Source organism: Bradyrhizobium sp. USDA 223 (assembly GCF_044909005.1).
Taxonomy (GTDB): domain Bacteria; phylum Pseudomonadota; class Alphaproteobacteria; order Rhizobiales; family Xanthobacteraceae; genus Bradyrhizobium; species Bradyrhizobium yuanmingense.
The window spans coordinates 1,122,916-1,144,525 of record NZ_JBIYDR010000001.1 but is presented as its reverse complement, the minus strand read 5'-3'; the positions used below and the strand labels follow the sequence as shown (position 1 = coordinate 1,144,525).

18 protein-coding genes are annotated in these 21,610 nt (G+C 64.0%); 10 read left to right on the top strand and 8 right to left on the bottom strand.

Annotated elements, in window-relative coordinates:
* Window positions 1-11 precede the first annotated feature (11 nt).
* The 8 genes from ABIA40_RS04930 to ABIA40_RS04895 all read left to right on the top strand — a co-directional run bounded on the left by ABIA40_RS04930 (window position 12) and on the right by ABIA40_RS04895 (window position 8,888).
* Complete coding sequence (locus ABIA40_RS04930; RefSeq protein WP_271537301.1) at window positions 12-833, top strand: SDR family oxidoreductase; 822 nt, start codon at window positions 12-14, stop codon at window positions 831-833.
* 10 nt (window positions 834-843) lie between these two features.
* Window positions 844-2,370, top strand: a complete 1,527-nt coding sequence (locus tag ABIA40_RS04925; protein WP_404539523.1) for a hypothetical protein — start codon at window positions 844-846, stop codon at window positions 2,368-2,370.
* A 122-nt stretch (window positions 2,371-2,492) separates the two neighbouring features.
* A complete protein-coding gene (locus ABIA40_RS04920; protein ID WP_271537297.1) occupies window positions 2,493-3,257 on the top strand; it encodes a cyclopropane-fatty-acyl-phospholipid synthase family protein in 765 nt (254 codons plus the stop codon).
* Entirely contained in the window at window positions 3,254-4,186 is a 933-nt protein-coding gene (locus ABIA40_RS04915) for a hypothetical protein (protein WP_157285565.1), read from the top strand. The genes ABIA40_RS04920 and ABIA40_RS04915 overlap by 4 nt, the downstream gene beginning before the upstream one ends.
* A 25-nt stretch (window positions 4,187-4,211) precedes the next feature.
* Complete coding sequence (locus tag ABIA40_RS04910) at window positions 4,212-5,600, top strand: surface carbohydrate biosynthesis protein (RefSeq protein WP_271537294.1); 1,389 nt, start codon at window positions 4,212-4,214, stop codon at window positions 5,598-5,600.
* A gap of 4 nt (window positions 5,601-5,604) precedes the next feature.
* Complete coding sequence (locus ABIA40_RS04905) at window positions 5,605-7,008, top strand: capsule biosynthesis protein (RefSeq protein WP_271537292.1); 1,404 nt, start codon at window positions 5,605-5,607, stop codon at window positions 7,006-7,008.
* Window positions 7,009-7,019: 11 nt separating this feature from the next.
* A complete protein-coding gene (locus ABIA40_RS04900; RefSeq protein ID WP_271537290.1) occupies window positions 7,020-7,769 on the top strand; it encodes a glycosyltransferase family 2 protein in 750 nt (249 codons plus the stop codon).
* Between the two features lie 156 nt (window positions 7,770-7,925).
* On the top strand, window positions 7,926-8,888 hold the full coding sequence (locus tag ABIA40_RS04895; protein WP_271537288.1) for a UDP-glucuronic acid decarboxylase family protein: 963 nt from the start codon (window positions 7,926-7,928) through the stop codon (window positions 8,886-8,888).
* A 119-nt stretch (window positions 8,889-9,007) separates the two neighbouring features.
* On the opposite strand, the gene ABIA40_RS04890 is transcribed toward ABIA40_RS04895, so the two are convergent.
* Window positions 9,008-11,959 (bottom strand): M10 family metallopeptidase C-terminal domain-containing protein, encoded by a 2,952-nt coding sequence (locus ABIA40_RS04890; RefSeq protein ID WP_404539517.1) that lies wholly within the window; start codon window positions 11,957-11,959, stop codon window positions 9,008-9,010.
* Between the two features lie 197 nt (window positions 11,960-12,156).
* On the opposite strand from ABIA40_RS04890, the gene ABIA40_RS04885 reads away from it, so the two are divergent.
* Complete coding sequence (locus ABIA40_RS04885) at window positions 12,157-12,459, top strand: hypothetical protein (RefSeq protein WP_057028692.1); 303 nt, start codon at window positions 12,157-12,159, stop codon at window positions 12,457-12,459.
* A 118-nt stretch (window positions 12,460-12,577) separates the two neighbouring features.
* On the top strand, window positions 12,578-13,771 hold the full coding sequence (locus ABIA40_RS04880; protein ID WP_404539514.1) for a CaiB/BaiF CoA transferase family protein: 1,194 nt from the start codon (window positions 12,578-12,580) through the stop codon (window positions 13,769-13,771).
* 89 nt (window positions 13,772-13,860) lie between these two features.
* Here ABIA40_RS04880 and ABIA40_RS04875 read toward each other — a convergent pair whose 3' ends face one another.
* The 7 genes from ABIA40_RS04875 to ABIA40_RS04845 all read right to left on the bottom strand — a co-directional run bounded on the left by ABIA40_RS04875 (window position 13,861) and on the right by ABIA40_RS04845 (window position 21,580).
* On the bottom strand, window positions 13,861-14,727 hold the full coding sequence (locus ABIA40_RS04875; protein ID WP_271537280.1) for an outer membrane protein: 867 nt from the start codon (window positions 14,725-14,727) through the stop codon (window positions 13,861-13,863).
* 168 nt (window positions 14,728-14,895) lie between these two features.
* On the bottom strand, window positions 14,896-16,413 hold the full coding sequence (locus ABIA40_RS04870; protein WP_271537278.1) for a tripartite tricarboxylate transporter permease: 1,518 nt from the start codon (window positions 16,411-16,413) through the stop codon (window positions 14,896-14,898).
* 16 nt (window positions 16,414-16,429) lie between these two features.
* Window positions 16,430-16,972, bottom strand: coding sequence for a tripartite tricarboxylate transporter TctB family protein (locus ABIA40_RS04865; protein ID WP_036007459.1), 543 nt, complete (start codon window positions 16,970-16,972; stop codon window positions 16,430-16,432).
* 74 nt (window positions 16,973-17,046) lie between these two features.
* On the bottom strand, window positions 17,047-18,021 hold the full coding sequence (locus tag ABIA40_RS04860) for a tripartite tricarboxylate transporter substrate binding protein (protein ID WP_271537272.1): 975 nt from the start codon (window positions 18,019-18,021) through the stop codon (window positions 17,047-17,049).
* 155 nt (window positions 18,022-18,176) lie between these two features.
* The gene (locus ABIA40_RS04855; RefSeq protein ID WP_404539509.1) at window positions 18,177-18,974 is read right to left on the bottom strand and encodes an enoyl-CoA hydratase/isomerase family protein; all 798 of its coding nucleotides are present in this window, start codon (window positions 18,972-18,974) and stop codon (window positions 18,177-18,179) included.
* 57 nt (window positions 18,975-19,031) lie between these two features.
* On the bottom strand, window positions 19,032-20,231 hold the full coding sequence (locus tag ABIA40_RS04850; protein ID WP_404539506.1) for a pyridoxal-phosphate-dependent aminotransferase family protein: 1,200 nt from the start codon (window positions 20,229-20,231) through the stop codon (window positions 19,032-19,034).
* A 146-nt stretch (window positions 20,232-20,377) separates the two neighbouring features.
* Window positions 20,378-21,580 (bottom strand): pyridoxal-phosphate-dependent aminotransferase family protein, encoded by a 1,203-nt coding sequence (locus ABIA40_RS04845; protein WP_404539503.1) that lies wholly within the window; start codon window positions 21,578-21,580, stop codon window positions 20,378-20,380.
* Between the last annotated feature and the right edge of the window lie 30 nt (window positions 21,581-21,610).

Here is a 21,610-nt window from a genome sequence, read left to right as displayed (position 1 = left end):
AGGCGCAAGCGATGACCACGAGCTTCAAGGCTCTGTTCGATCTGACTGGGCGGACGGCCGTCGTCACCGGCGGCTGCGGCATTCTCGGACGTCGATTTGCCGAGGGGCTTGCCGAGTTCGGCGCCAATGTCGCGATCGTGGATCTCGATCAGGCTGCGACCGACGCCGCGGCGGCCGACGTCGCCTCACGCCATGCCGTCCGGGCCAAGGGCTATGGTTGCGACATCACCAATCCCGATGCGGTGCGCAAGACGGCCGATGCAATCGAATCCGACCTCGGAGTGGTCTCGATCCTGCTCAACAACGCCGCCAGCAAGACCCGCGATGTGGACGCCTTCTTCGCCCCGGTCGAGACGTTCTCGCAGGATACCTGGCGCGAGATCATGTCGGTCAATCTCGACGGTATGTTCACCGTCGCGCAGGTGTTCGGCGGCCGGATGGCCGAGCGCGGCTATGGTGCGATCGTGCAGACCGCCTCGATCTACGGCCTGATGGCACCCGACCAGCGCATCTACGACGGCTCCGAATATCTCGGCCGCGCCATCAACACGCCGGCGGTCTATACGGCGTCTAAGGCCGGGGTCATCGGCCTGACCAAGCACCTCGCGACCTACTGGGGGGCGAAGGGCGTTCGGGTCAATACGCTCACCCCGGGCGGGGTGGAGAGCGGACAGAACGAGACGTTCAAGACGCGCTACGGTGCTCGCGTCCCGCTTGGCCGCATGGCGCGGGCGGATGAGATGGTGGGGACCATGCTGTTCCTGGTGTCCGACGCGGCCTCCTACGTGACCGGGCAGAACATCGCCGTCGATGGCGGATTGAGCGCTTGGTAACGAAACACCAATGATCAAGCGCCTGATCCAGAACACGGTGATTTCGGCGTTTGCCTTCGGCGTGGCCGCCTTGCTGGGCCTCGCAGTCATTCCGCTGATCATCGGAACCTGGGGGGTGACCGAGTTCGGTCTCATCGTCATTTCGCGGCTTCTGCTTCCCAGCGGCATGATGGCGGTGCTTGACCTCGGTCTGTCCGAGGTCGCAACCCAGGTCGTCGCGCGCGCGCGCGAGCACCGCAACTGGACCCAGGCCAGCCGCCAGATCGCCTTCCTGGGCGCGGCCTCCATCGCTCTTGCCTTGATCCTCAGCGCCGCGATCTGGCTCGCGACGCCACTGTTCGTCATCGCGATGAAGGTTGACGCCGCGCACCTCGAGACGTTCGCCCGGATCATGCACTACACTGCCCTCGCAAATCTGATCTTCGTTCCGGCGCTGGTGTGGGAAGGCATTGTCAAAGGCTTCGAGCGCTACAACCTGCTCCGCGCCGCCGAGGTCACGTCGACGGCGGCCTATGTCGGCCTGACATTCGCAGCATCGTGGGCGGCGGCAGGCTTCGAGGTGGTCGCCTACATCTATCTCGCCACCCTGGTCGCCCGCGCCGTCGTCATCGGAATTGCCGCCTTCGTCGCCCTGCGGCACAAGCACGTGCGATTGCTGCCCTGGACCCGGGACATCCGAAAGGACATTCTGCATCGTTGCCTGCTGCTGCTGCAAGGCAAGCTGATGGGCGGCATTTCCGGACCGCTTCAACCGTTCCTGATCGGATTGCTGTTCGGCCCCAGGGCCGTCGGCACCTACGACGCGCTGGTACGATTGTCGCGGCTCTCCAAGGTTGTGGTCAGTCTCCTGACTTCCGCTCTGCTTCCGGTTGCCAGTCGGCTCGACGAGCGCGGCAGCGCCGCGTCGTTCCAGCGCCTCGGTGACCTCGGCCTCGTCATGATGCCGATGTTCGTCGTGCCGCCGCTCGCCAGCACCGCTATCCTTTCGCCTCAAATCATGGAGATCTGGATCGGCCCGCTTCTTACGCCTTACGCGTTCTGGATGGGCCTGAGCTTCCTGGTTCCGATCTGCGCGCAATATGTGGCAATCGGCAGCCTGATCTTCCTGACGCGGCCCGAGGTGCAGGCCAAGCTCAACCGGCTGGTGGCCGTTCAGCTTCTGATCTGGGCGGCGGTGTCCGCCGCGACACTGCATTTGTTCGCGGAACGCGCCCTGATACTTGGCCAGGTCATCGGCAGTATCGCCGTGCTTCCCTTGCAGTTGAGAGAGTTGCGCAGTGCACTCGAGCTCGATCGCAATCAGTTCGCGAAGATGATCAGAACCCAGTTCGCAATCCTTCTCCTGGCAAGCGTTTTTCTAGCAACAATTGCAGGTTACATTCGGTTCGACAGCGTGCTAAAGCTCGCGCTCGGTTCCATGGTTTTCTGTCTGGTGACCTGGGCGCTCCAGTACTTTCTGGTCCTCGAGCATCGGCACCGGACCGTATTTCCCGCAGTCGGGCAACTGATGGGACTGACATCCAAAGCAGCTAAATGAACATCCACGCGACAGATTCGAAGGCGGTCAACACAGGGTTCGCTCCGGCGTCGTTGTCGGACAAGGCCACGACTTATGCCATAGACGCGGCAAGGAGCATTGGCCGTCTTGCCTTGCGCCGCGTGAAGCGCACGGCAGACGTCGTCGATTCCGAGTACAATCTGACGCATTGGCTGCGAATGCTGACCGAGAAGAGCTGGACGAAAGCCGCCAGCATCGACGAGTTCCTGATACCAGAGAATCCCGCGCAGGGTCTTCGCAAGGTGGACAATCAGATCTGCAGGGTCGCGGCCGACGACTATTATCGCTACCGGGCCCGAGCCCTCGGCGACTTGCTCGCGCGGCACGCAGGTGGCGCCACGGAGATCGTCGAGCTCGGCGCCGGCTGCGGCATCAACCTGCTTTCGCTTCACCTCAATCATCCCGACTGGAAGCTGCACGGGTTCGACATTGCACCGAACGGAATCGCCGCAGGCCGCGAGATCGCGGCGCATTTTGGCCTGTCGGACCGGATTTCGCTCGACAGGATCGACCTGACCGACGGCAACGACCCGAGTTATCCCGCCATCAGTGGTCAGGTCGTCTTCACCTATTTCTGCATCGAGCAGATCCCTTATGACGTGCGCAAGGTGGTGGACAACATCATTGCTGCGAAGCCGAAGCGCGTCATCAACATCGAGCCGACGACGGAGCTGCTGAATCTCTCGAGCCCGCGAGATATCGTCAGCTTCCTCTATATCCGTTCGGTCGACTACCAGACGCAGCTGTTCTCGACGCTCGACGAGTATGAGCGACAGGGCCGCGTCCGCGTCCTGGCGCGAGAACGGATGCCGTTCGCGCCGACGATCCACAATGATGGTTTTTTGTATTGCTGGGAGCCCACATGACAACCATCAACACGACGGCCGATCAGTCTACCCCGAAGAGGGCCAAGATCAGCCAGTTCCGCCGCCTGTTGTGGCACGTCAACCGCACCGACCTCGGATGGGCGGTGAAGGCGGCTCTGACCGCCCTGCAACTGCCTGCGCGCAGCAAGCGCGTCGCACTGCTGAAGCAGCTTCCCACGAAGCCCGAGTGGTCCGAGGCGAGCCGCAAGCTCGCCGAGGATGGTTATGTCGACGTGTCCGCGCTCGTGGATCGCAGCCTCGCGGAAGCCGTTGCCTCGTTCGCGGACCGCAAGGTGAAGCGCCTCAACGAGCTCGTCGGCCAGCAGAAGGAACGGCACAAATCCTTTTGGGTTAGCCTGCTGGATGAAGATCTCGTCAACGGCTCCTTTGCCACCGACCATCCCTTCGTGCGCTACGCCCTGCAGCCTGCTGCACTGCGCATCATCGGTGACTTCATGCACGATCTGCCGCAATTGTCCGACGTGGTATTGACGTTGTCGCAACCGACCCCGAATCAGGCGCTGAGCTTCTCGCAATTGTGGCACCTCGATCACGACGACAAGCGCGTCTGCAAGCTCTTCATCTATCTGACCGACGTTCGGGAGAGCGCGGACGGACCGTTCACCTTCATTCCGGCCGGGCCATCGAAGGCGTTCCGCAACACGCTCAAGAGTCACATGAGCGACGCCCAGGTGTTCGCCAAGACCGGCCCCGATGCGGTCAAGGAAATGATCGCGCCGCGCCTGTCGTCCTTCATCGTCAACACAGCCCGCTGCCTGCACATGGGAAGCCGGATCCAGTCGGAACACAGCCGCCTGCTGTACACGGCGACATACATCCAGCAGCCGCGCATTTATCCCGAACCGCCGCCGCGCTTCCGCGCGGTCGGTGCCCTGACGGAGCTCGAGCGCACTGTGATGCGGCTCTGACGCGGATCTGCCGGGAGCTCACATCTTGCGCATAGGCCTCGTGGTCGATCACCCCAAGCGTGACCTGCCTGGGGCAGTCATGCTCGCTTATCAACTCGCGCGGCGCGGCGTCTCCGTCATGCTGGTGCCGATGTACGAGCAGGCCGTCGACGTGCCGCGGCTCGGGCTGGACGCACTGGTCGTCAACTACGCACGTGCCGTCAATCTCGACCTGATGCGCAGCTTCGCCAAGGCGGGCCTCGCGCTTTACGTGCTCGATACCGAGGGCGGCGTGCTCGCCGAGAAAGGCGGCAATTCGCCACCGGCGATGGCGGCCCACATCAAGGGCAGCGGCTACGCGGACATCCTGACGGGCTATTTCTTCTGGGGCAGCCGGCTGCACGACGCCTTTCTCGCCGCCGAAACGATGAAGCCGGAGCAGCTTCACCTTACCGGATGCCCGCGCTTCGACTTTGCAGCCCCACGCTGGCGCACGCTGCTCGACGGCGAGCCGCGCGGCTATCTGCTCGTCAACGCCAACTTTCCACTGGTCAATTCACGCTTCACCGGCAAGCCGGGCGGCGAGCGCGAAGCGATGGTGCGGGCCGGCTGGGACGGCACCTATGTCGATCGCTTCATCGCGGACCTGAAGCAGGTCTTCGCGAGCTATCTCGCCGAGATCGACCGGCTTGCCGCAGCGCGCCCCGACCGCAACATTCTCGTGCGACCGCACCCCTTCGAGAGTGAAGACGTCTACCGCAGCGCGCTCTCGCGCCACGCCAACGTCCTGATCGACGGCACCGGCAGCGTGCTCGACCGCATCCGCAATGCGGCCGCCGTCATTCATCTCAATTGCGGAACGGCCGTCGAATCGGTCCTGCTCGGCAAGCTCCCGCTCCAGCTCGAATACCTGAACACGCCGACGACCGCCGGCCATGCCGCGCTGCCCGCACGCGTGAGCCGGCCGGTCGCCTCGTTCGACGAGCTGCTCAGCGCCATCGACCATATCGAGCGCGAGACCGAGGCCTTCGATTTCGCCCGCGTTCACGCTGCCGATATCGAGGCCTTCTTTCACCTGAACGACGGGCAAGCCGCCGAACGCGTCGCCGACGTCCTGACGCGCGCGACGAACGCGCGCCGGCCCTACGTATCGCTGCTTGCCACCATGAAGGGCACGCGCGACAAGCCGAGCATCGGCCAGATCATCAAGGGCGCCGCCAGCGCGGCGCTCGGCTCGGCCGTCACCGAGCGGCTGCGCAGCCAGTTCAATCCCGCCCGTCGCGACAAGCGGATCGCACCGTCCCTCGTCCAGCCCCTGCTTCAGCGCATCGCCGCGCACGATCAGGCGAGCCCGTCGCAATATACGGCAAGGCGCGCACATTGCGCGATGACGGGCTTGCCGCTCGCGAGCATTGCGATCGAACACGCCCACTAGAGCCATGACAGCATCCGCAACGACCATTCTCATCACCACGCTTGCCGAATATCAGACGCGGTTCTGGATTCCGGTAGCGCAACGCTTGCGCGCGGCAGGCCATGACGTGGAGCTGCTTGCCTTCGACGATCGCAGCGCCGAGATGTCGGCGGCCGGGGGCGTGCCGGTCACGAACATGTATCGCGAAGGCCTCAAGGCCGCCCCCTCGCCCGACGATCGCGGCGCGTTCGATACGCGCGTCGCCGCCTACGGCCTCGACGGAACCAATTTCCTGTTCAGCCATGAACGCTTCACCTTCGGTATCCGCGATAGCGCCGCCTTGCGCCGCCGCTTCATGATCTACGCCAACGCGATGGAGACACTGCTCGACCGGCTGGAGCGGCAAGGCAAGCGCGCCGAGCTGGTGCAGGAGCTCGGCGGCTTTCTTTCGGTGATCGCGAGCTTCTACGCCGCAAGGCGCCGCAACATCCGCAACTGGTTCATCGAGCCGTCGTTCTTTCGCGGCCGCATGTACTTCACGCCCGACACGCTCGGCGCGCCCGACGTGATGCCGACGCCGGCGGACACGGTGTCGTCCGAGGTCCGCGCCTATCTCGACGACACGCTGACGCAGCGCGCGATCGTCATTCCCAAGAAGGACCAGCATCATTATTCGGCGGCCTTCAAGAAGGTCGTCAATTTGCGCAACGCCAATCGTCTCGTCGAAAAGCTCTGGGACCAGTTCGCGCTCGGCAAGCACCAGGAATTCGGGCACAATCTGCGTCACGCTCAGGTGCATGCCGCCATGGCGCTCAACGCGACGCGGCTGCGCAAGCTCTACCAGCCGCTTCCCCAAACGCCCTTCGTCTACTATCCGTTCCACGTTCCCGCCGACATGGCGCTGACGCTTCGCTCGCCGGACTATCTCGACCAGGTCGCGACCGTCGACTTCCTGCTGCGCACGATCCCGGATTCGCATGTGCTGGTAGTGAAGGAGCATCCTGCCCAGATCGGGGCAATCTCGGCCGCCCGCCTGTTCGAGCTCGCGCGCCGGTTCGACAATTTCGTGCTGTTGCCGCCGCAGACCAACAATTACACCGTGCTCGATCGCGCCGCTGCCGTCGTCTCCGTCAACAGCAAGTCGGGCGCCGAAGCGCTGCTGCTCGGCAAGCCGGTGGTGGTGATGGGCGACGCATTCTACCGCTCCTGTCCGCTGGTCTATGCGGTCGATCGTCTGGCCGACGTACCCGCACGGTTGCGCGAGGCGCTCGCCGCCGGGCCGTTCGATCCCGCCAAGGGCGCGCCCTATTTCGAGTCGGCCTGGCGGCGGTCTTATCCGGGCGAGCTCTATGTCAGCGACACTAAGCTGCTCGACACCTTTGCGGCCTCCTTGCGTGCCGCAATCGCCGCGCCTGACCGCGCGAACTGAACGGACCCGTCATGCCGCTCGTTTCGATCATCACTCCATCCTGGAACGTCGAAGGCCTGATCGAGGAGACGATCCGCTCGGTGCAGAGCCAGACGTTCACAGATTGGGAGCTCTTGATCGCCGACGACTGCTCGACGGACAAGACCCCGCAGATCATCGCCGACATCGGCGAGCGCGATCCGCGCGTCAAGCTGATCCGGCAGGCGAAGAACGGCGGGCCGGCGTTGGCGCGTCAGGCCGCGATCGACGCCGCGCAGGGCCGCTATCTCGCCTTCCTCGACAGCGACGATCTGTGGCTGCCCGAGAAGCTCGAGCGGCAGCTCGCCTTCGCAAAGGCAAAGCAGGCCGCGCTCAGCTACACCGCCTTTCGCCGCATCAACGACACCAACACGGTGACTGGCCGGCTGATCGAGGTGCCGGCCTCGCTCACCTATGGGCAGCTCCTGAAGAACACTGCGATCGCGACGCTGACCGCGATGGTCGACCGCGAGATCGCAGGTCCCGTCGCGATGAAGAACGAGGGCTACGACGATTTCTGCCTGTGGCTCTCGATCCTCAAGCGCGGCCATACCGCATACGGCCTCAACGAGGATCTGGCCCGCTACCGGGTCAGAGGCTCCTCGGTCTCCAGTCGCCCGCTGCGCTCGGCCAAATGGGTCTGGCAGATCTATCGCAATGTCGAGCAGCTCTCCTTGCCCCGGTCGGCCTGGTGCTTTGCCCATTGGGGGGCGCGGGCCTGGCTGAAGCGGCGGGAGTTCTAGACGTATGGCGGGGATCCAACTGAAAAAAGTGCCAAAACAACCCCATGCACAGTAGGGGTACTTTAACACCTCCATCCAAATCCATTTGGCTATTGGCGAGTCCGGCCGTTGCCGATACCACTCAGCCTGCTCCCCGCCGACAATCTGGAACCGATCATGCCGTTTGAAAACTACAGGAACAGCCGCATCCTCGTGACCGGGGGCGCCGGGTTCATCGGTTCGCACCTCTGCGAGCGGCTGCTGGATGCCGGCGCCGAGGTGGTGTCCGCGGACAATTATTTCACCGGCAGCCGACGCAACATCGCCCATCTGATCGCAAATCCGCTGTTCGAGGCGGTCCGGCACGACGTCACCTTCCCGCTCTACATCGAGGTCGACGCGATCTTCAACCTGGCCTGTCCGGCCTCACCAATCCACTACCAGCGCGATCCCGTGCAGACCACCAAGACCTCGGTGCACGGCGCCATCAATATGCTGGGGCTCGCCAAGCGGCTCAAGGCGCGCATCTTCCAGGCTTCGACCAGCGAGGTCTATGGCGATCCGCTGATCCACCCGCAGACCGAGGATTATTGGGGCAACGTCAACCCGATCGGCATCCGTTCCTGCTACGACGAGGGCAAGCGCTGCGCCGAAACGCTGTTCTTCGACTACTGGCGCCAGCACAGCCTGCCGATCAAGGTCGCGCGCATCTTCAACACCTACGGCCCGCGCATGCAGCCCAATGACGGTCGTGTGGTCTCGTCCTTCATCGTCCAGGCGCTGAAGGGCGAGCCGATCAGCGTGTTCGGCGACGGCGGCCAGACCCGCTCGTTCTGCTATGTCGATGATCTCGTCGAGGCCATCATGCGGTTGATGGTGACTGGGGAAGACGTCACCGGCCCAATCAATCTCGGCAACAATTCCGAGTTCACGATTCGCGAGCTCGCCGAAAAGGTCATCGAGCTCACCGGCTCGCGCTCCAAGCTCGAGTTCAAGCCGCTACCGCAGGACGACCCGCGTCAGCGCCAGCCCGACCTCACCAAGGCGAAGGCCGTGCTGAACTGGGAGCCGAAGGTTGCGCTCGAAGACGGGCTGAAGGAGACGATCGCTTACTTCAAGCACTCGCTCGAAATCGCCTGATCCCGCTCGCTAGCCATTCCCGTCACTGCGGATAGCTGCGATTTAGTCGCCAGGATGGGACATCGGCGAACCAAGACAGAGATGTTTGCCGGAGAAGCCTCGCGGAAACGACCTCGCCTTCAGGTCAGCTGGAAATCGAAATCGTGACGGGCCTGGAGAAAGTCGGCCGGAATGTCGATTGCGGCCGTGCCGTGACTGTCCGCCGGTGGAGTCCACTGATCCGACGCGGTCCACGGATCGGCTGGTGCCGGGATAAAGTCCGGCGGCTCGGATGGAGCAGTCAGCGACGCCCCGCTTTGGGTGAAATCGAACGCGAAACCATCGCCGGATGTCGGCGCAGCGCCCACCGTGCCGTCGCCGTTGAGATCCTGCTGGAGCGTCGGCTCCAACGCTTTCAGAGACGGATCGGACCCGAGCACTTCCGGAGCCGCGGCAAGGGTGGTCAGGAAGTTGCCCGTGCTGTCAGTGCTCCAGACCGAGTAGTGCCCGTTGGCCGAGTTCTTCCAGACCACGTCGTAGTCGCCACCGGACACCTGCTCGGCAGCAATGACGGACCACGTCGTGTAATTGGCCGTGTCCACCACATTGCCTTGGTATTTCAGCGTTGGGCCGGTGCCGGTCGAGATGTTATTCAGATAGTAATTGCCCCCGGACACCACCACGCTGGTCGATCCCAACGCCTCGATCGTGACGGGGCTGGCAATCGGCACTCCGATCGTGCCGTCGCCATTGAGATCCTGCTGCAGCGTCGGCTCCAGTGCTTTCAGGGTCGGATCGCTCCCCAGGACCTCGGGAGCCGCGGCCAGCGTCGTCACGAAATTGCCGCTGCTGTCGGTGCTCCAGACCGAGTAGTGCCCGTTGGCCGAGTTCTTCCAGACCACGTCGTAGCCGCCACCGGACACCTGCTCGGCAGCAATGACGGACCACGTCGTGTAATTGGCCGTGTCCACCACATTGCCTTGGTATTTCAGCGTTGGGCCGGTGCCGGTCGAGATGTTGTTCAGATAGTAATTGCCCCCGGACACCACCACGCTGGTCGATCCCAACGCCTCGATCGTGACGGGGCTGGCAATCGGCACTCCGATCGTGCCGTCGCCATTGAGATCCTGCTGCAGCGTCGGCTCCAGTGCTTTCAGGGTCGGATCGCTCCCCAGGACCTCGGGAGCCGCGGCCAGCGTCGTCACGAAATTGCCGCTGCTGTCGGTGCTCCAGACCGAGTAGTGCCCGTTGGCCGAGTTCTTCCAGACCACGTCGTAGCCGCCACCGGACACCTGCTCGGCAGCAATGACGGACCACGTCGTGTAATTGGCCGTGTCCACCACATTGCCTTGGTATTTCAGCGTTGGGCCGGTGCCGGTCGAGATGTTATTCAGATAGTAATTGCCCCCGGACACCACCACGCTGGTCGATCCCAACGCCTCGATCGTGACGGGGCTGGCAATCGGCACTCCGATCGTGCCGTCGCCATTGAGATCCTGCTGCAGCGTCGGCTCCAGTGCTTTCAGGGTCGGATCGCTCCCCAGGACCTCGGGAGCCGCGGCCAGCGTCGTCACGAAATTGCCGCTGCTGTCGGTGCTCCAGACCGAGTAGTGCCCGTTGGCCGAGTTCTTCCAGACCACGTCGTAGCCGCCACCGGACACCTGCTCGGCAGCAATGACGGACCACGTCGTGTAATTGGCCGTGTCCACCACATTGCCTTGGTATTTCAGCGTTGGGCCGGTGCCGGTCGAGATGTTGTTCAGATAATAGTTGCCGCCGGACCGGAACACGCTGGTCGACCCGAACGCCTCGATCGTTGTCGAAACGAGGCTGGAGCTGGCTACCGTGCCATCCCCAAACCGAAAATATTCGGTGCCGGTGACGGTATCGGTACCGTCAGGCGATCCGCTGCGCAGGTCGACGAGGGTGAAGGTCTGTGTCGCCGCGTTGTAGGAGATGGTGTAGTTGGCCCGGCTGCCCGAATACACTGCGGTGTCCGTGCCTGAGCCGCCGTTGATGGTATCGCTGCCCGCACCGCCGGTGATCGTGTCGTTGCCGCCGGCGCCGTTCAGCGTGTTGGCGATGGCGTTGCCGATGATCGTGTCGTTGCCGGACCCGCCGGTGGCGTTGTCGATGTAGGAGCGCGCGTCGCCGCTATAAAGATAGGCGTTGTAGACGTTGCCCGATGCATAGTGGCCGTTGCCGAGATAGGCCAACTGCACGGAGGAGAACACCGACGAGGCACCGGGATTGAGGTTGATGCTCAGGTTCGTCGTGTAGTTCGAGAGGTCGTAGGTATCGGTGCCGCCGCCGTCCCAGACGGTCTCGTAGATGCGGTTGGCCGAGCCGCCGACGCCTCCGCCCGGTGCGAGCTGGCCGACGCCATTGATGAACTGCTGCCCCGTGGTCGGATTCCAGGTGTAGACGGTGCTGCCGCTCTGCGTCGTGTAGTCCGCGCCGTACATCGTCTGGAGCGCGAGGATATCGTTGGCCATGTAGGTCTGCGAATATCCGTAGGCTTCGTTGGTGTAGCCGCCCGTGGTCGAAGCGCCGACATAGCTGCGATAGCTCATGACGGTGTATTCGCTGCTGTCATGCGCGCTCGGCACCGCAACGTTGCCGGGGCCGCCGGCCTCCTGGCTGTGCTTGAGGCCGATCGCGTGTCCGAGCTCGTGCAGCGCAGTGGTGAAGTAGTAATTGCCGAGCTTGGCCAGCGAGAAATTGTATTGAGTCCCGAACCAGATGTCGCCGCCGGGTGCATAATTGCCGGGATAGTAGGCGTAGGCGGTCGGATTGGCGGCCGACGACTGCGCGATCATGAGGTCGGCGCCGTTGGTGCCCGCATATTGGATGTTGGCGTTGGTGTAGCTCAGGATCAATCCGACGGCGTAGTTGATCGCCGCCTGGATCTGCGTGGGCACCGAGGCAAAGCCCGAGGTGGTTGGCTCGCCGCTGCCGCCGGAATAAGGATTCGAATAGTCGCTCGGCGCGTCAGGAAAGCTGTAGGTGATCGTGCCCGACCATTTGACGCCGGACAGCAGGCCGTCAATCTCGGCGTTGTTGGTGGCACTGACATAAACGGCGGTGGCCAATGGACTCTCCAAGCAACGCGTCGTGTGATTCGCCGCGGGGGCACATGATTCTAGCTAGAGAGTTAAACGTTTGGTTTAAATGGGGCAGCGGCGTTTGCGCTGCTCCCATAAGGCCGTGTTAGCCATTAAATCCCGTAGTCATACGGAACGGCAGCATAGAGTTTCGTTCCCGGAACTCCCGTGATTTGCAGGGTTTCATGAAACGACGCACACTCCCGGCCGGCCTGTTTGGCGCCTTGATTGCGCTTGCTGGACTGTCCCATCAACCTCTCGGAGGACTGCCCGTGATGGTGGAGAAGGCCAAGGCAGACGACAGCAGCAAGGCAGGGCGCGCGCCCTCCATGCCGATGGCGCGAGATCCTGCCGCTGCGGTGGCAGAGGAATATGAAGCTGCCCGCCGGAAGGGAACGCGGGAGGCCCTTGAACTCTTCATTGCGCGCCATGGCGATGATCCCCTTGCCGCGCAGGCGCGGGCCGAATTGAAGCGCCTGTCGCGCTAACCTCGCAGACAGCGCCTCAGGCAAGGCATTTCAGCAGGCGGGATCGGCACCGGCCCGGCTTGTCGCGTGATCTCTGGCCACTATGGTAGGCCCGCAACCTGTCCCGGAGCCTTTCACGATGCCCTTCCCGCATGCCTCGGAAGCCCTGTCGCGCTTCACCGTGCTCGATCTGACCCGTGTCCGCTCCGGGCCGACCTGCGTGCGACAGCTCGCCGACTGGGGCGCTAACGTCGTCAAGATCGACGCCCTGACCGAGGATGCCGGCGGCGAGCAGCCGGGCGGGCCGCGGCGCGGTTCCGACTTTCAGAATTTGCACCGCAACAAACGGGCGATGACGCTGAACCTGAAGGACGAGCGCGGGCTCGCGGTGTTCAAGCGCCTTGCCGCCAAGGCCGACGTCGTGGTCGAGAATTTCCGGCCCGACGTGAAGAAGAAGCTCGGCATCGACTACGACAGCCTCGCCGCGATCAACCCGCGCATCGTCTATGGCAGCATCTCCGGCTTCGGCCAGGACGGTCCCTACCACAAGCGGCCGGGCTTCGATCAGATCGCGCAAGGCATGGGTGGGCTGATGTCGATCACCGGCGCACCGGGCGAAGGCCCGATGCGGGTCGGCATTCCCGTCGCCGACCTCAGTGCCGGCCTGTTTTGCGCGATGGGTATCCTCACCGCCCTGCTCGAGCGCGAGGTCTCGGGCAAGGGACAGTGGGTGCAGACCTCGCTGCTGCAGGCCCAGATCTTCATGCTCGACTTCCAGGCCGCGCGCTGGCTGATGGAGAAGGAGGTCGCCAGGCAGGCCGGCAACAACCATCCGACCAGCATTCCGACCGGCGTGTTCAAGACCTCCGACGGCTACATCAACATCGCCACGACGGGCGGGCGGATCTGGGAGCGCTGCGCGCAGGCGATCGGCGCGCCCGAGCTTTACACTCATCCCGACTATGCAACGGCTCCCGCCCGCTCGAAGAATCGCGATGCGCTCAACGCCGAGATCGAGAAGCGCACCGTGACGAAGTCGACCGAGACCTGGGTCCGCGAGCTCAACGAGGCCGGCGTGCCCTGCGGGCCGATCTACGCCATCGACCAGATGTTCGAGGACGCGCAGGTCAAGCATCTCGGCATTGCGCAGGACGTGCCGAACGATGAAGGCCGGCATATCCGCTTGGTCGGCCAGCCCGTGACGCTGTCGCGCACGCCGAGCAGGATGGTGGCGCGGCCGCCGGAATTCGGCGAGCAGACCGACGAAGTGCTGAAGGAGTTCGGCTTCGAGACCGACGAGATCGGAAGGCTCAAAGACGCGAAGGTGGTGTGAATCTCAAGGCCCCTCTGCAACGACAAAGCCCGGCGCGAGCCGGGCTTTGCTTGTTGTTGGACGCCTTGTTGATCTCAGTACTTCGTCGCTCAGTACTTGGCGACCACCGGGCCACCGAACTGATAGTTGATGCCGGCGCGCAGGATGTGGTCTGTGAAGCGAGAGGAAGCACTGGCCGCAATCGTGGGCAACGGCGCGAGCGAGAACGGACCTGACGAGAACCGGCCGAGATCCACATAGAGATATTCGAGCTTGGCGCTCCAGTTCTGAGTGATCTTGCCTTCCACACCGGCACCCAAGGTCCAGCCGACGCGCGTGTCCGATGAAGAGCTGGTCGAGGCGACCGCGACACCAGCCGGCGTGAAACCGGCGATAGTGCCCGTGGTCTTGATCTCGCCGAAGGCCACACCGCCGGTGCCATAGAACAGCACTTTCGGCGTCGCCAGAATGCCGACGCGGCCGCGGACCGTGCCGAACCATTGCAGATCCTGGTCGAGCGTCAGAGTGGTGCCGGCAGCAGCGCCGGGGGGCAGAAAGGTCAGGCCCGGAAGACAGGCGCCGCCTGCAAGGCTGGTGGGGGCGCAGTTGAAGCCGGCGCGCCCCCTCTCGTCCGACCAATTCAGGTCGCCCTCGATGCCGAACACCCAATTCGCGCTCTGCCAGTTGTAGCCGGCCTGGCCACCGGCGACGGCACCGTTCATGTCGAACGAGGCGTTGGTGACGGATCCGGCCGGCGGCACGATCACCGCACCGGTCGCCGTGTTGGTGTAGGTGACGTCAGTGCGCGAACGGCCCCAGCTGTAGCCGCCGTTGGCGCCGACATAGAAGCCCGTCCAGCTCCAGACCGGATCGACCATAGGCGCCTTGACGTACGGCTTTGCCGCGAGATCGGCGGCCAGCGCGCCCGTGGCAAACAGCGACATCGCAGCCGCCATTCCAATCACTATCCGCTTCATGGAGAATTCCCCCTTGCACGATCTTGTGATCGAAATATACGCGCATCCTCACCCAAGGGCTGTGCCGCCGCGGCAACATTCGGAAACAATCGCAGATCGCGGTGGCATCCGGATCAAAGAGCTAACCTTGACATAAGCCATTGATTTAAAAAATATTTCTCTACCACCCTAGGGCGATGTCGCCTTGGTCCCATGCGTCAACCCGACACGGCCGAGCAGGCCGTCGATCACCGGCCAGAACAGCAGCACAATCGCCAGGGTCGTGATCGAGCCGACTAGGCCGTTCGACCAGAACACCTTCAAGGTGCCGCCGGAGCCGATCATCGACAGGCGGAAGGCATCCTCGGCACGGTTGCCGAGCACGAGCGCCAGGGTGAACGGGGCCAGCGGAATGCCGATCTTCTTGAAGACGTAGCCGACCACGCCGAAGCCCAGCATCAGCCAGATGTCGAACATAGCGTTCTGGATGGCATAGGCGCCGATCGCGCAGGACACCACGATCATCGGCGCCACCGCCGCGAACGGCACGCGCAGGATCGAGGCGAAGATCGGCACCGTCGTCAGCACCAGCACGAGGCCGACGACGTTGCCGAGATACATCGAGGCGATCAGGCCCCAGACGAAATCCTTGTGCTCGACGAACAGCAGCGGCCCCGGATTGAGGCCCCACACCATCAGCCCGCCGAGCAGGATCGCGGCCGTGCCCGAGCCGGGAATGCCGAGCGCCAGCATCGGCAGCAGCGCCGAGGTGCCGGAGGCATGCGCCGCCGTCTCCGGCGCGAACACGCCCTCGATGCGGCCCTTGCCGAAGCTCGCGGGCTCCTTGGCGAAGCGTTTTGCCAGATTGTAGCCCATGAAGGAGGCCGCGATCGCACCGCCCGGGGTGATGCCGAGCCAGCAACCGATGAAGGAGGAGCGTAGCAGCGTCACCCAGTATTTCGGCAGATCCTTCCAGACGCCGAGCACGACGCGCAGCGAGATGCTGGCCGCATGCCCGCGCAGCGCAAGGCGCTCCTCCATCGTCAGCAGGATCTCGCTGATGCCGAACAGGCCGATGACGGCGACCAGGAAGTTGATGCCGCGCAGGAGCTCCGGCGAGCCGAAGGTCATGCGCAGACTGCCGGACACCGTATCCATGCCGATGCCGGCGAGCAAAAGGCCCAGCGACATCGAGATGACGGTCTTGTGCTTGGCTTCGCGCCCGAGGCCGACGAAGGAGCAGAAGGTGAGGAGATACACCGCGAAGAACTCGGGCGGGCCGAATTTCAGCGCAAAGGACGAGATCATCGGCGCGAGGAAGGTGATCAGGAGCACCGCGACCAGCGAGCCGACGAAGGAAGAGGTGAACGCAGCAGTCAGCGCCTCCGCCGCCCTGCCCTGCTGCGCCATCGGATAGCCGTCGAAAGTGGTCGCGACCGACCAGGCTTCGCCCGGGATGTTGAACAGGATCGAGGTGATGGCACCGCCGAACAAGGCGCCCCAATAGATGCAGGACAGCATCACGATGGCCGAGGTCGGGTCCATCGTGAAGGTCAGCGGCAACAGGATCGCGACGCCGTTGGGGCCGCCGAGCCCGGGCAGCACGCCGACGAAGATGCCGAGCACCAGCCCGACCATCATGAGCACGAGCGTCTTCCACGTCAGCAGGACGGCAAAGCCGTGGAGCAGGAGACCGAGAGCTTCCATCGCGCGGGGGCTCCGCCTAGCGCCCGAGGGCCGCTTCGAGCGGCCCCTTCGGCATGATGACGTCGAAGGCGACGTCGAAGGTAACGAACATGATGGCCGTGAACGCGAACGCGGTGAGCAGCGACTTCCACAACGCGATCCGGCCGACGAGGCGCATGAAGCCCGCGATCAGGAGAAAGCTCGCGACATAGAGGCCGAGGAACTGCGTCGCCAGGCAGAACAGCGACGTCGGCACGAACACCGCCAGCACGCGGCGGCCTTGCGCGCGCGTGACGAAGGTTCCGGACGAGGCGCGCCGCGCAAGCAGCGCGGCGATCAGACCGTAGAGGCTGCCGCCGGCGAGAATGACGGAGAGATAGAACGGGAAATAGCCGGGCTCCGGCCCGGTCGCGTCCCAGGACGCGCCGGTGCGCCAATTGTCGTAGCCGAGCGTGACCGCGAGCGCGAGCAGCAGCAGGCAGACGACGATTTCGATCGTGCCGGAAGAGACGACGGAAGGGGAATCGTCTTCGGGCGCGGTGGGATCCTCGACGACGATTTCGATATCGGTTTGGGACATGGACTGTTAGGGACGGAGTGCGTTCAATTCTCCCTCTCCCCGTAAGAACGGGGAGAGGGAGAAAAAAGGGACAGCTACTTCGCGACGAAGCCGGCTTCCGTCATCAGCGACTTGTTCAGCGCATCGTCCTCCTCGAGGAACTGCACCATGTCCTTGCCGGTGAGGAAGATCGGCTTCAAGGCCTGCTTCTCCATGTAGTCCTTGTATTCCGCGGTCTGCGTCACCTTGTGGAACAGATCGACGTAGAACGCCTGCTGCTCCGGCGTGACCTTGCCGGGCAGGAACATCGCGCGCAGCATCAGATATTGCACGTCGACGCCCTCCTCCTTGCAGGTCGGGATGTCGGCCCAGGACTGGGTGTCGGTCACCTTGGTCCTATAGGCAATGCGCTCCCTGTCGAACACGCAGAGCGGACGCACCTGGCCGGCGCGCCAGACCTCGAGATTTTCGGATGGGTTGTTGACGTTGGCTTCGGTGTGGTTGCCGACCAGCTGGGTCGCGGCCTCGCCGCCCGACTTGTAGGGCAGATAGGAGAATTTCGCGCCGGTCTTCTGCTCCAGGAACACGGTGAGCACGTGGTCCTCGCGCTTGGAGCCGGTGCCGCCCATCTTGAACGGCGCGCTCGCAGCCTTGGCGGCCGCGACGAATTCCTTCAGCGTCTTGGGGCCCGCGCTGTTGTCCCACAGCACGAACTGGTCGAGCGCGACCACCGCGACCGGCGTCAGCTCGCGCCAGTTGAACGGGATCTTCGCCGACAGCGGCAGCATGTAGATCAGCGAATAGGCGATCAGCACCTTGTTGGGATCGCCCTCGCTGGACTTCATGTACATCAGCGCTTCCGCGCCCGAGGCACCGCCCTTGAGCGAGACCACCACCGGCTGCTTCATCAGATTGTTCTTCTGGATCGCGGCCTGCATCATCCGGGCCATCTGGTCGGAGGCGCCGCCCGCGCCCGCCGCCACCACGATCTCCACCGGTTTCGTCGGCTCCCAGGCCGCAACGGCCGGCGTACTCAACAACAGCGCCGTCGCAGCGCCGAGGGCTTTCACTGGAATTCGCACGAGTTTCGTCCCCTGATGTTTTTTGAGTTGTAGGTGCGGAAAATTCTATCGCTGCATAGTGCGGATTAATCCTGTAGAGTTCAAGCAGACGGGCAATTGCGCGCATATGACTTTCGACTGACGGAGCCGAAAGCCCGTGAGACTTACTTGCCCTTCCAGACCGGCGTCCGCTTGTTGAGGAAGGCATCCATGCCCTCGCGGAAATCCTCGCTCATATAGGCTTTCAGGATCAGGTCCTCGCCTTCCTCGCGCGAGAGCGTGCGGCGGATGCGGCGCACCGCTTCCTTGGTCGCTTCCAGCGTCAGCGGCGCGTGGCTGGCGACGAGCTTTGCAGTCTCGTCGGAACGGCGCTGCAGCGTCTCAACGTCAGGCACGATTTCGTTGAGCAGGCCGAGCGCCAGCGCCTCCTGCGCCTCGACCAGGCGCGCCTTGAAGATCATATCCTTGGTGCGGGCGGGACCGACCAGCGCGACGATGCGGCTGATGTTGGACATCGACAGGCAGTTGCCGAGCGTGCGCGCAATCGGAAAGCCCATCCGCGTCGTCTCGGTGCCGATGCGAAGATCGCAGCAGGCCGCTATCCCTGCGCCGCCGCCGGTGCAGGCGCCGGCGATCGCCGCGATCACCGGCACGCGGCACTGCTCGAGCGTGCCGAGCACGCGATCGATGCGCGCCTCGTAGTCGAGCGCATCCTGCGCGGTCTTGAAGGCGCGGAATTGCGAGATGTCCGTGCCGGAGGCGAACGCCTTGTCGCCCGCGCCGGTCAGGATCAGCGCCTTGATCGAGCGGTCGGCGTTGATCTCCTCGCAGATCTCCGCCATGCGGTCATACATGGCGAAGGTCATGGCGTTGCGCGCCTGCGGGCGGTTGAAGGTGATCCGCGCGATGCCGTCCGTGACGGAGTAGAGCAGGTCTTCGTTGGCAGTCGTCGGTGCGTTCATCGCGCGCTCACTTCCTTCACTACAGTTCAGTCAGGCCGCCCTCAGGCAACCTGAGCCTCAGGCAACTTGAGCCTTGGTCATCGGCACAACGTCGCGTCCCTTGAGGACGTCCATGGCCGCCAATACGCCGCCGCTCCGGTGCGGGATCTTTGCGAGATCGAGGCCCATCTCGACGCCGGCGAGCGTGCCCATCAGCATCAGATCGTTGAAATGGCCGATATGGCCGATGCGGAACACCTTGCCCTTGACCTTGTTCAGGCCGGTGCCGAGCGACATGTCGAAGTTCTCCAGCACCACCTTGCGGAAGGCGTCGGCATCAAAGCCCTCGGGCACGCGCACGCCGGTCAGCGCCGGCGAATGCGCGGCGGGATCAGCACATTGCGTCTCGAGGCCCCAGACCTTGACCGCAGCACGCGTCGCGGCGCTGTGGCGCTTGTGGCGGGTCCAGACGTTCTCCAGCCCCTCCTCCTCCAGCATCTTCACCGCCTCGCGCAGGCCGTAGAGCAGGTTCGTTGCGGGCGTGTAGGGGAAGGTGCCGAGCTTGTTGAAGCTGATCACCTCCTGCCAGTCCCAGTAGGAGCGCATGCCGGGGTTGGCTTTGGCGACCGCGAGCGCCTTCTCCGAGACGGCGTTGAAGCCGAGGCCCGGCGGCAGCATCAGGCCCTTCTGCGAGCCGGCGACCGAGACGTCGATGCCCCAGGCGTCGTGCTCATATTCCATCGAGCCGAGCCCGGAGATGGTGTCGACCATCAGCAGCGCCGGATGCTTGGTGCGGTCGAGGATCTTGCGCACCTCCAGCGGCGGCGTCACGCAGCCGGTCGAGGTCTCGTTGTGCACGACGCAGACCGCCTTGATGGCGTGCTGCTTGTCGGCGGCAAGGCGCTTCTCGATCTCCGCAAGGTCGGCGCCATGGCGCCAGTCGCTCGGGATGAAGTCGACATCGAGCTTGAACTTGTCGGCGATGCCGCGCCACAGCACGGCGAACTGGCCGGTCTCGCACATCAAGACCTTGTCGCCGGGCGCGAAAACGTTGACCATCGCCGCTTCCCAGGCGCCGGTACCGGACGAGGGGAAGATGATCACGGGCTGCTTGGTGCGGAATACGCGCTGCATTGCGGCAAGCACGGCATAACCGAGCTCGGCGAACTCCGGACCGCGATGGTCCAGCGTCGGCATATCCATCGCCCGCAGCACCCGATCGGGCACATTGGTCGGTCCTGGAATCTGTAAGAAATGCCTTCCAGTATGCACGGTCATCGGCGTCCTTCCCGGTCTTGCCTTGGTTTGGTGGCGCCGAATAGCACCATTTGACCGGCTTGTCCTCTCCTCCAAAGGGCCGTTCGTGCATAGCGGGCCGGCCTGCCCTCGGCCGCTCCGTCGCGACCACCTTTGCGTGCCGACCTTTACGTGCCGACGATCTTCAGATGCTGCGCGGCATTGCCCTGCGGGCGCTGCTCCAGCAGCTTCATCGCGACATCCACACCGCCGGAGCGGTGCGGCACGCCGGCCACCGACAAGCCCATCTCGACGCCGGTGAGCGCGCCGAGCAGCGTCAGCGCGTTGCATTCGCCGAGATGGCCGATGCGGAAGACCTTGCCGGCGACCTTCGACAGGCCCGAGCCGAGCGACATGTTGTAATTGTCGAGCACGACTTTCCGGAACTGATCGGCATCATGCCCCGGAGGCATCAGCACGGCCGTGAGCACCGGCGAGAACTCCGAAGGCTCCTGGCACAGCACTTCGAGACCCCAATGGTTGACCGCGGCCCGCGTCGCGGCCGCCAAGCGCTGATGCCGCGCAAAAACATTGTCGAGCCCCTCCTCGAGCAGCATCGCGATCGCCTCGCGCAGGCCGTAGAGCAGATTGGTCGCGGGCGTATAGGGGAAGAAGCCCTTAGCGTTGGGCTTGAGCATCTCCTCCCAGTCGAAATAGGAACGCGGCATCTTGTTGGTTCTGGACGCAGCCAAGGCCTTGTCCGAGATCGCGTTGAAGCCGAGGCCGGGCGGCAGCATGAAACCCTTCTGCGAGCAGCTGACGCTGACATCGACCTTCCACGCGTCGTGACGATAGTCGACCGAGCCGAGCGAGGAGATGGTGTCGACCATCAAGAGTGCCGGATGCGAGGCGCGGTCGATCGCGGCGCGGATCTCGGCGATGCGGCTGGTCGCGCCGGTCGAGGTCTCGTTGTGCACGACCATCACCGCCTTGATGGTGCGCGCGGCGTCTTCGGAGAGCTTGGCCTCGATCACCGTGGGATCGGCGCCGCGGCGCCAGTCGCCCGGGACGAAATCGACCTCGATGCCCAAGCGGGCGGCCATCTGCCGCCACATCGTGGCGAAGTGGCCGGTCTCGACCATCAGCACCTTGTCGCCCGGCGACAGCGTGTTGACGATCGCGGCTTCCCAGGCGCCGGTCCCGGATGAAGGGAAGATCACGACCGGCCCCTTGGTCTGGAAGATCTGCTGGCTGCCTTCGAGTACCGTCCGGCCGAGCTCGCCGAATTCGGCGCTGCGGTGGTCGATGACGGGCATGTCCATCGCGCGCAGGACGCGCTCGGGGATCGGGCTCGGGCCCGGAATCTGTAGGAAATGGCGTCCCTGAGGCATGTGAAGCTCCTTTCCGGCGGGTGATGCAGG